The organism is Inquilinus sp. (assembly GCF_057815775.1).
On the sequence record NZ_JBYRFX010000372.1, the window covers coordinates 1 to 8,877 of the forward strand.

Annotated in this window: 11 protein-coding genes and 1 pseudogene; 5 read left to right on the top strand and 7 right to left on the bottom strand. The window is 67.7% G+C overall.

What is annotated here, in order from left to right; genetic code table 11:
• Together rho and AC3XYG_RS13295 are read left to right on the top strand one after the other, a co-directional pair.
• A partial coding sequence (rho, locus tag AC3XYG_RS13290) for a transcription termination factor Rho (RefSeq protein ID WP_489140316.1) occupies window positions 1-820 on the top strand: 820 nt, incomplete at its 5' end.
• Window positions 821-953: 133 nt separating this feature from the next.
• Window positions 954-1,313 carry a hypothetical protein gene (locus AC3XYG_RS13295; RefSeq protein ID WP_489140317.1) on the top strand — a complete coding sequence of 120 codons (360 nt, stop codon included), beginning with the start codon at window positions 954-956 and terminating at the stop codon, window positions 1,311-1,313.
• Between the two features lie 35 nt (window positions 1,314-1,348).
• Here the strand turns inward: AC3XYG_RS13295 and AC3XYG_RS13300 are convergent, their stop codons facing one another.
• The gene (locus AC3XYG_RS13300; protein ID WP_489140318.1) at window positions 1,349-2,965 is read right to left on the bottom strand and encodes a DHA2 family efflux MFS transporter permease subunit; all 1,617 of its coding nucleotides are present in this window, start codon (window positions 2,963-2,965) and stop codon (window positions 1,349-1,351) included.
• Entirely contained in the window at window positions 2,962-4,050 is a 1,089-nt protein-coding gene (locus AC3XYG_RS13305) for an HlyD family secretion protein (protein WP_489140319.1), read from the bottom strand. Before AC3XYG_RS13305 ends, AC3XYG_RS13300 begins: the two co-directional genes overlap by 4 nt.
• A 130-nt stretch (window positions 4,051-4,180) precedes the next feature.
• Between AC3XYG_RS13305 and AC3XYG_RS13310 the strand changes: the two genes are divergently transcribed.
• On the top strand, window positions 4,181-4,825 hold the full coding sequence (locus tag AC3XYG_RS13310) for a TetR/AcrR family transcriptional regulator (protein WP_489140320.1): 645 nt from the start codon (window positions 4,181-4,183) through the stop codon (window positions 4,823-4,825).
• 81 nt (window positions 4,826-4,906) lie between these two features.
• Here AC3XYG_RS13310 and AC3XYG_RS13315 read toward each other — a convergent pair whose 3' ends face one another.
• The 3 genes from AC3XYG_RS13315 to AC3XYG_RS13325 all read right to left on the bottom strand — a co-directional run bounded on the left by AC3XYG_RS13315 (window position 4,907) and on the right by AC3XYG_RS13325 (window position 7,039).
• Entirely contained in the window at window positions 4,907-5,251 is a 345-nt protein-coding gene (locus tag AC3XYG_RS13315; protein ID WP_489140321.1) for an endonuclease domain-containing protein, read from the bottom strand.
• Between the two features lie 105 nt (window positions 5,252-5,356).
• Complete coding sequence (locus tag AC3XYG_RS13320; RefSeq protein WP_489140322.1) at window positions 5,357-6,331, bottom strand: quinone oxidoreductase family protein; 975 nt, start codon at window positions 6,329-6,331, stop codon at window positions 5,357-5,359.
• Between the two features lie 12 nt (window positions 6,332-6,343).
• Window positions 6,344-7,039: a dienelactone hydrolase family protein gene (locus tag AC3XYG_RS13325; RefSeq protein WP_489140323.1), complete on the bottom strand. Its 696-nt coding sequence runs from the start codon at window positions 7,037-7,039 to the stop codon at window positions 6,344-6,346.
• A 281-nt stretch (window positions 7,040-7,320) separates the two neighbouring features.
• Here AC3XYG_RS13325 and AC3XYG_RS13330 point away from each other — a divergent pair, with 281 nt between their 5' ends.
• On the top strand, window positions 7,321-7,566 hold the full coding sequence (locus AC3XYG_RS13330) for a type II toxin-antitoxin system VapB family antitoxin (RefSeq protein WP_489140324.1): 246 nt from the start codon (window positions 7,321-7,323) through the stop codon (window positions 7,564-7,566).
• On the top strand, window positions 7,566-7,967 hold the full coding sequence (locus AC3XYG_RS13335; protein WP_489140325.1) for a type II toxin-antitoxin system VapC family toxin: 402 nt from the start codon (window positions 7,566-7,568) through the stop codon (window positions 7,965-7,967). The genes AC3XYG_RS13330 and AC3XYG_RS13335 overlap by 1 nt, the downstream gene beginning before the upstream one ends.
• Window positions 7,968-7,976: 9 nt before the next feature.
• On the opposite strand, the gene AC3XYG_RS13340 is transcribed toward AC3XYG_RS13335, so the two are convergent.
• Complete coding sequence (locus AC3XYG_RS13340) at window positions 7,977-8,474, bottom strand: methylated-DNA--[protein]-cysteine S-methyltransferase (protein ID WP_489140326.1); 498 nt, start codon at window positions 8,472-8,474, stop codon at window positions 7,977-7,979.
• A pseudogene (locus tag AC3XYG_RS13345) lies at window positions 8,471-8,877 on the bottom strand (thioredoxin domain-containing protein); the annotation flags it as partial. The gene AC3XYG_RS13340 and the pseudogene AC3XYG_RS13345, both read right to left, overlap by 4 nt.

Below are 8,877 nucleotides of genomic sequence, written 5' to 3' on the forward strand. Positions count from 1 at the left end.
GATGGAGCTGATCGACCCGACCAAGAAGAACATGACGGGCCGGATCATCGATCTGGTCTCGCCGCTCGGCAAGGGCCAGCGCGCCCTGATCGTGGCGCCGCCGCGCACCGGCAAGACGGTGATGCTGCAGAACATCGCCAATTCGATCGCCGAGAACCATCCGGACGCCATCCTGATCGTGCTGCTGATCGATGAGCGGCCGGAAGAAGTCACGGATATGGACCGGTCGGTGAGGGGCGAGGTCGTCTCCTCCACCTTCGACGAGCCGGCGTCGCGCCACGTCCAGGTGGCCGAGATGGAGATCGAGAAGGCCAAGCGCCTGGTCGAGCACAAGAAGGATGTCGTCATCCTGCTCGACAGCATCACCCGCCTGGCCCGCGCCTACAACACGGTGGTGCCGTCCTCCGGCAAGGTGTTGACCGGCGGTGTCGATGCCAATGCGCTGCAGCGGCCGAAGCGCTTCTTCGGTGCCGCGCGCAACATCGAGGAAGGCGGCAGCCTGACCATCATCGCCACCGCGCTGATCGACACCGGCAGCCGGATGGACGAGGTGATCTTCGAAGAGTTCAAGGGCACCGGCAATTCCGAGCTGATCCTGGACCGCAAGCTGTCCGACCGCCGGACCTTCCCGGCGATCGACATCGGCAAGTCCGGCACCCGCAAGGAAGAGCTGCTGGTCGACAAGGCCACCATGTCGAAGATGTGGGTGCTGCGCCGGATCCTGATGCCGATGGGCCCGACGGATGCGATGGAATTCCTGATGGACAAGCTGAAGCACAACAAGTCGAACGCCGACTTCTTCGACAGCATGAACCAGTAACGCGCCTCTCGCGCGTCAGGGCACAGAAACGGGTCGCCGGTCGCAGGATCGGCGGCCCGTTTTCATTCCGGCCTTGCCGACCGGCACAATCGGCAACATATCTGATGCCAACCTAACCATGAGGAGGGTTAGCATGAGCGCGATCAGATCAGCCGCCGCGATGCTCGGCACCATCGCCCTGGCAGGCTGTATTTCCGGCGGCCCGGCCCCGGCGACGCCCGATGCGGCCCTGGTGCAGACCGTCGACCGGGCGCTGGGTGGCAATCAATGTTCCCCGGCGATCGCCTCGCAGCTGGCGGGCTTCCGGCTGAGCGCGGCGTCGGTCGGCAGCATCTATCAGCAGCCGGTGCAGGACGCGAACATCCAGGCCTTCACCCAGCGGCAGATCTGGGTGAAGCTGGCCGGGCGGCCGGGCAGCGTGGTGATCCAATATGATAAGGACAGCTGCCGCCTGATCAACAGCTATGGCGCGGACGGGGCGAGCTTCGGCTGAGTCAGCCGCCGACCGGGTGTTTCACGTGAAACACCCTAATGCGCCTCGGCCGCCGCGGCGGGACCCGGGCCCGCCTTCTTCGGCACGCGCAGCAGCGGCATCAGCAGCAGCCCGGCGAAGAACAGCGATGCCATCAGCAGCAGGCAGTCGGCGAAGGTCAGCACCTGCGACTGCTTCAGCACCATGTTGTCGAGCATCTTGACCGCGGCGATGTCGGGGTTGGCCAGCCCGGCGGCGGTGAATTTCTGGGTGAAGGTGTCGATCGTCGCCTGGACCTGCGGGTTGGTCATGGTCATGTGGTCGGCGATGCGCGAGGTGTGCAGCACCGCGCGGTCGATCATCACGGTGTTGATGCCGGCCAGGCCGAAGGCGCCGCCGAGGTTGCGCATCAGGTTGTAGAGGCCGGAGGCGTTCTTGATCTTGTCCGGCGGCAGGGTGCCCAGCGCCAGGGTGTTGATCGGCAGGAACAGCAGCATCAGCGACATGCCGCGGATCGCCTGCGGCCAGAACAGCTCCCAGAAGCTCCAATCCGCCGTGATCCAGGTCATCAGGTAGACGCCGGTGCCGAAGGCGACCAGGCCGATGCCCAGCATCACCCGCAAATCCAGCTTCTTCGACAGCATGCCGGCGATCGGCGCCGACGCGAACTGGAACAGGCCGGTGACGAACATGATCTCGCCGATCTGCAGGCTGTTCAGGCCGCGGACGCGGGCCAGGAACAGCGGCACGATATAGACCGCGCCATACAGGCCGACGCCGATGATCAGGCTGAACAGGCAGCCGACGGCGAAGTTGCGGTCGGCAAAGGCGCGCAGATCGACGATCGGGTTCTTCGCCGTCAGCACCCGCAGGAAGAAGCCGATGCCGGCCAGCACGCCGATCACCGCGAAGCTGAAGATGGCGTGGTCTTCCAGCCAGTCGTAGCGCGGCCCTTCCTCGAACACGTATTCCAGGCTGCCGAGGAACGTCGCCATCAGGCCCAGCCCGGCGAAATCGAAGCCCTTGAACAGGGCGAAGTTCGGCTTGTCGAAATCGACCAGCAGCCAGACGCCAACGGTGACGATGATGCCGGGCACGACATTGATCAGGAACAGCCAGTGCCAGGAAAACGCCTGGGTCAGGTAGCCGCCCAGCGTCGGCCCGATGGTCGGCGCCATGGTGGCGACCAGCCCGATCAGCACCGAGACGCCGGCGCGCCGCTCGGGCGGGAACAAGATGAAGGAGGCGGCGAAGACGGTCGGGATCATGGCGCCGCCGAGGAAGCCCTGCACGGCGCGGAACAGGATCATCGATTCGATGTTCCAGGCCATGGCGCAGGCGACGCTCGACAGGGTGAAGCTGGCCGCCGAGATGACGAACAGGATCCGGGTCGAGAACAGCCGCGACAGGAAGCCGGACAAGGGAATCATCACCACTTCGGCGATGAGATAGGCGGTCTGCACCCAGCTGATCTCGTCCGGGCTGGCGGACAGGCCGGCCTGGATCTCGCTGATCGAGCTGGAGACGATCTGGATGTCCAGGATCGCCATGAACATGCCGACGACCATGATGAAGAAGCCGAAGGTCTCGCGCGTCGACGGCCCGGCCTTCTTCGCCGCGGCCGGGGCCGGCGGGGCGCCGGCCGGCAGCGTGTCCGCCGTCGTCGTGGTCATTTGCGGAACTCGGCCGCCATGGCGGCGCCGAAGATGCCGCTGGCGAGCAGCGGGCCGGTCCCCTCCTCCCGCGTGTCGACCGAGACGCCGACCGACAGGCCGGGGCGCAGCAGGCCGCTGAGCTGGTTGTCGATCGGGATCGCGATCCGCACCGGCACGCGCTGCACCACCTTGGTGAAGTTGCCGGTCGCGTTCTCCGGCGGCAGCAGGCTGAATTCGGCGCCGCTGGCGGGGGCGAAGCTTTCGACCTTGCCGGCCAGGGCCTTGCCCGGATAGGCGTCGATCGACAGCGACACGGTCTGGCCCACCCGCATGTCGGCCAGCTGGGTTTCCTTGAAATTGGCGACGATGTAGACGCTGGGCAGCGGCACCACGGACAGCAGCTGCGTGCCCGGCCGGACATACTGCCCGACCTCGACGCCCTTGTTGCCGACGACGCCGTCGAACGGCGCATGGATCACGGTGCGGTCGAGGCTGATCTGGGCCAGATCGACCGCGGCGGTCAGCTTTTCGATCTGGGCCTGGGCCTGGCGGTGCGAGGCTTGCAGGATCGCCGTCTGGCCCTGCTGGTTGGTCAGGGCGGCCCGGGCGCTGGCCAGGCCGGCCGTGGCGCGCTTCTGGTCGGTGTCGGCGGCCTCAAAGGCCTGCTGGCTGCCGTTGCGGGAGTCCCACAGCCGGCGGGCGCGCTCCAGGTCGTTGCCGGATTGCGCCAGGGTCGCCGTGGTCTGGTCGACGGTGGCGGAGGCCTGGGCGATCATCGAATCCTGCAGCGCCAGCTGCTGTTCGATCGAGGCCAGCGTCGCCTGCTGGGCCGACAGCTCTGCCTTCGCCTGGGAAAGGCGCGCCCGGTAATCGCGGTCGTCGATCCGCACCAGCGGGTCGCCGGCCTTGACCATCTGGTTGTCGGTGACCGGTACGGCGACGACCGAACCCTCGACCTGCGGGCTGAGGGTGCTGGTGTCGCTCTGCACATAGGCGTTGTCGGTGGTCTCCAGGAACCGGCCGACGGTCCACCACTGGTAACCGAAATAGCCGGCCCCCCCGAGGACGATCAGGGCGCCGACGACGATGATGGGCTTGCGCATGGGAGGGGCACCGAGGGGGATGAACTGAACCGTTCAGTCTTATTGCCGAACGTTGCTGTTCGGCCTATCTGTTGTCAAGATCAAACTGAACGGTTCAGTTTAGTTTGCCTTTGAGATAACCTGCGTGCCCATGACCCACTGCCTTCTCGATCCGCTTCCGCCGCCAGCCGCCGCCAGCCGGAAGCCAGCCCAGATCCTGCAGGCGGCCTACCGGATCTTCCTCGACCAGGGCTATGGCGTGGCCAGCATGGATGCGATCGCGCGGGAGGCCGGCGTGTCCAAGGCCACGCTCTATGCGCATTTCACCAGCAAGGAAGAGCTGTTCACGGCCATGGTCGGCAGCGCCTGCCGGGTGTACGAGCAGCTGGCAGCGATGTCGCCGCCGCCCGACGATCTGCGCGCCGCGCTGATGGAGGCCGGGGGCACGCTGCTGCGTTTCATCCTGAACCCCGACGTGGTCAAGGTGTACCGCAACGTGATGGCCGAGGCCGTGCGGTTCCCGGAGTTGGGGCGGATGATGTATGCGGCCGGCCCGGGGCAGGGCAAGGCGTACCTGGCCATTTTCTTCGCCGCCGCCACTGAGCGCGGCGAGCTGGCGGTGGACGACCCGGAGCTGGCGGCCGAGCAGTTCGGCGCCATGATCCTCGGCCACATGAAGATGCGGATCGAACTCGGCATCGACCTGCCGAGCGAGGAGCGGATCGAACGCGGCCTGCGCAGCGGTGTCGACGCCTTCCTCCGCGCCTACGCCGCGCCCGCGGTGGCCGTGCCGTAAGAGCTAAGCGAACCCGCAATCCACTCTCCCCCTCCCCTCGCGGGAGGGGGTAGGGGGTGCCGCCGACCCGAGCCAGCTCCGTCAATCCAAGGTCGGCCCCAGGACCAGCACCGCTGCGATCGCCTCAACCACGTCCGGCAACCGATGAAGGATCTGTTCATTGGTGAAGCGGATCACCTGGAATCCCTGGCCTTCCAGCCATCGGGTCCGCCTCTCGTCGGCATCGATCGTCAGTTCATGCGACGGCCCGTCGACCTCGATCACCAGCCGTGCCGGCAGGCAGACGAAATCGACGATATAGGCGCCCAGCCGGAACTGTCGCCGGAACCGGAGATCGCCAACCTTCTTGCCCCGCAGCTGCCGCCACAGCAGGCGCTCACCCTCGGTCGGATATCGGCGCAGGGATCGGACGAACGGATCGACCACCGAGAAAACACCCCTCCCCCTACCCCCTCCCGCAAGGGGAGGGGGAGAGTGAATTGTGCGGTCGTCCCCGGAGCAAATCCAGAGGCCGTAGGTTGGGCTGCGATCCTACGGCAGCAGCACCGTCGAACCGGTCGTCTTCCGGGCTTCCAGGTCGCGATGGGCCTGGGCGGCTTCGCGCAGCGGGTAGGTCTGGGCGATCGAGATCTTCACCGCGCCCTTGGCCACCACGTCGAACAGTTCCGCCGCCGCGGCCTCGTATTCCGGCCTTGTGGCGATGTAGCTGCCCAGCGTCGGCCGTGTCAGGTACAGCGACCCCTTCTGCGACAGCACCAGCGGGCTGATCGGCGCGATCGGGCCGGAGGCATTGCCGAAGGTCACCATCATGCCGCGCGGCGACAGGCAGTCGAGCGAGCCGTCGAAGGTGGTCTTGCCGACGCCGTCATAGACCACGGGCACGCCCTTGCCGCCTGTGAGGGCGCGGACACGGGCGGGAAAGTCTTCGGTCGAATAGTCGATCACATGGTCGCAGCCGGCGGCGCGGGCCAGCGCCACCTTTTCCGGTCCGCCGGCGGTGCCGATCACGGTGGCGCCGAGATGCTTGGCCCATTGGCAGGCGATCTGCCCGACGCCGCCGGCGGCGGCATGGAACAGGATGGTCTGGCCGGGCTGTACCGGGAAGGTGCGGCGCAGCAGGTACCAGGCGGTCAGCCCCTTCAGCAGGATCGCGGCCGCGGTGCGGTCGTTCACAGCGTCGGGGATGTGCACCACCTTGTCGGCGGGGATCACCCGCTCCTCGGCATAACTGCCGGTCGGGCCATTGCCGTAGCCGACGCGGTCGCCGGGTTTGAAGCCGGTGACATCGGGGCCAACGGCGACGACCTCGCCCGCCGCCTCCTGCCCCAGGGCCAGCGGCAGCGGCGTCTTGTACAGCCCGCTGCGGATATAGGTGTCGATATAGTTCAGGCCGACTGCGGTGTGGCGGATGCGCAGCTCGCCCGGGCCGGGGGCCGGCACGTCGACCGCCTCCCAGCGCATCACCTCCGGGCCGCCGGTCTCATGGATACGGATGGCGTGGACCATGGTGTGTCCCCCTCAGCCGAGATGGGTCTTCAGGAAGGCGGCGGTGCGGTCATTCGCCAGGGTGGCGCCGGCCGCGTCGAAATGGTCGCCGCCCTTGCGGGCGAAGGCGTGGTCGAGGCCGGCATAGGCATGCACCGTGACCGTCGGCAGCGACGCCATGCGGCTGCGGATCTGGGCCTGGGCGTCCGGCGGCACGAACTGGTCCTTCTCGGCGATGTGCAGCAGCAGCGGCCGGGTGATGGCCGCGGCCTCACCCAGCAGCTTGTCGATGCCGACGCCGTAATAGCTGACGGCGCAATCGGCGTCCGAGCGGGTGGCCATCAGGAAGGCCAGGCGGCCGCCCAGGCAATAGCCCAGCGCGCCGGCGCGGCCGGTGCATTCCGGCAGGTCGCGCAGCGCGGCGAGCGAAGCGATCAGGTCCTCGACGCCGGCCGTCTCGTTGAAGCCGTTGAACAGGGCGAAGGCCTTGTCCCATTCCGCCTTCGACTTGTCGGTAATGTCGACCCCCGGCTCCTGCCGCCAGAACAGGTCCGGGCAAAGGGCGACATAGCCCTGGGCGGCGAGATCGTCGCAGATCTGCCGCATGACCGCGTTGACGCCGAAGATCTCCTGGATGACCAGCACGCCCGGCCCGGAACCCGAGGCCGGCCGCGCGAGATACGCGTTGAAGCGGCCGCCGTCGGCAGCGGTGATGGTGACTGTCGCCATGAATGCGCTCTCCCTCGAGCGTTGCGTTGGACGAAGCGGTCGTTTGCAATCGGGGTGGACGATAACCGCACGGCGCGGGGGTTGTCACGGTGGCTGGAAGACCATGGTGCGGAAGCATCCACGCGGCCCGGACCGCCGCAGGAAAGCTCAAAAGCCTTGCATTTTTCCCGGCCTTGGCCGGTCGCCCCCACCCGCGTCCGGATGGAGAGTTTCAGGCTGCGGCGAACCGCAAGCCGGGATACACCATACGGGATAGACGGATACACCGACGAGGCTACACCGTGGCGTTCCACATCAAGAATCCGGAAACGGATGCTCTCGCGCGCAAGGTCGCGAAAGCCAAGGGCGTCGGCCTGACCGAGGCTGTCCATGAGGCGTTGGCGCGCGAGCTCGCCCATGAACTGGCGAAACCCGCGAAGGCCGATCTCGCCGTGCAGTTCTGCCGCAACCTGCGGCAGCTGGGCAACCCGGAAAAAGGGCAGCCGGCGGACAAGGCATTCTTCGACGGCCTCGACGGGACGCCGTGATGTTCGTCGACGCCTCGGTCCTGGTGGCCATGATGACCGATGAACAGGATGCGGCCGCGTTCGCCAACCGGCTCGCCAAGGCCGAGAAGGCGCCGATCACCTCGCCCATCGCCGTGTTCGAGGCCGGCGCCGCGGTGGCGCGCATCCTCGCGCTGGACGTGGATGTGGCGGCGGACGCGGTTGCCAGGTTCCTCGACTTGATGGGCATCAACGTCCTGTCGATCCCGGCCTCGGCCGGGCCGATGGCCCTGGCCGCCTTCGCCCAGTACGGCAAGGGGCGCGGGCATCCCGCGCAGCTCGATATGGCCGACTGCTTCGCTTATGCCTGCGCCCGCTACTATCGATCGCCCCTGCTGTTCAAAGGCGATGGCTTCGCGCACACGGACATCGCCGCCGCCTGAGGGGCCGCTCTAGAACCGCCCCTCATACCCCTCGAACGCCAACAGCCGACGCTTGCGCTCGAGGCCCGAGGTGCTGCCATAGCCGCCGAGGGCGCCGCCGGCGCCGATCACCCGGTGGCACGGCACCAGCAGCACCAGCGTGTTGCGGCCGCAGGCCTGGCCGACGGCGCGCGGGCCGCTGGCCAGGATATGGGCCACGCCGCCATAGGACGCGGCCTCGCCATAAGGGATGTCGATGATGGCCTGCCGCACCCGGGCCTGGAACGGGCTGGCGGCCGGCGCCATCGGCAGGTCGAAGCCGCGGCGCTTGCCGGCGAAATAGTCCTCGATCTGGCGGATCGCCTTGCGCAGCAGCTTGTCCTTCGGAAGGGTGTCGTCCGGCGCATCCTGGGTGTGGTCGACCGCGGCGACGACGCCGTCGGCCACGGTGACCCGCACCGGCCCGACCGGGGTGTCGATCGTGGCGGTGGCGCGTTCGACAGGGGCTTTGGTCGTGATCCGGCTCATGCGTCGATCAGCTCCAGCAGGGCCTCCGGGGTGGTGACCGGCGCCTGGCACACGGGACCACGGCAGAGATAGACGGTCGGCCGCCCGTCGACCATGGTCTTGCCGGCGGCGGGGTGGCCGTCCGGCAACGCCGTGCCGGGGTCGAGGCGCAGCAGCATCCGTCCGGGCAGCGAGCGGCCATGCACCGCACGCAGCAGCGCCGTGGTGGCCGGATCCTGCTTCGCGCCAATCACCACGATCTGCAGCGGCTCCATCCGGTCCTCGGCCTGGTTCAACCAGGTGGCGAGCGGGATGAAATTGCGCTGCAGCTCGCCGGTGAAGGCGGCGATCAGCGAATCCGCACGCAGGGCATAGAGCCGGTCGCCGGTCAGGTGATGCAGCCGCGCCAGCACGCCGAGCATGG

Excerpts from the sequence above, each read along its gene's own strand:
- AC3XYG_RS13325 (WP_489140323.1), bottom strand. The coding sequence starts at position 7,039 with ATGGCGACAGTCACCATCACCGCTGCCGACGGCGGCCGCTTCAACGCG.
- AC3XYG_RS13335 (WP_489140325.1), top strand. The coding sequence starts at position 7,566 with ATGTTCGTCGACGCCTCGGTCCTGGTGGCCATGATGACCGATGAACAG.
- AC3XYG_RS13320 (WP_489140322.1), bottom strand. The coding sequence starts at position 6,331 with ATGGTCCACGCCATCCGTATCCATGAGACCGGCGGCCCGGAGGTGATG.
- AC3XYG_RS13310 (WP_489140320.1), top strand. The coding sequence starts at position 4,181 with ATGACCCACTGCCTTCTCGATCCGCTTCCGCCGCCAGCCGCCGCCAGC.
- AC3XYG_RS13300 (WP_489140318.1), bottom strand. The coding sequence starts at position 2,965 with ATGACCACGACGACGGCGGACACGCTGCCGGCCGGCGCCCCGCCGGCC.
- AC3XYG_RS13340 (WP_489140326.1), bottom strand. The coding sequence starts at position 8,474 with ATGAGCCGGATCACGACCAAAGCCCCTGTCGAACGCGCCACCGCCACG.
- AC3XYG_RS13295 (WP_489140317.1), top strand. The coding sequence starts at position 954 with ATGAGCGCGATCAGATCAGCCGCCGCGATGCTCGGCACCATCGCCCTG.
- AC3XYG_RS13305 (WP_489140319.1), bottom strand. The coding sequence starts at position 4,050 with ATGCGCAAGCCCATCATCGTCGTCGGCGCCCTGATCGTCCTCGGGGGG.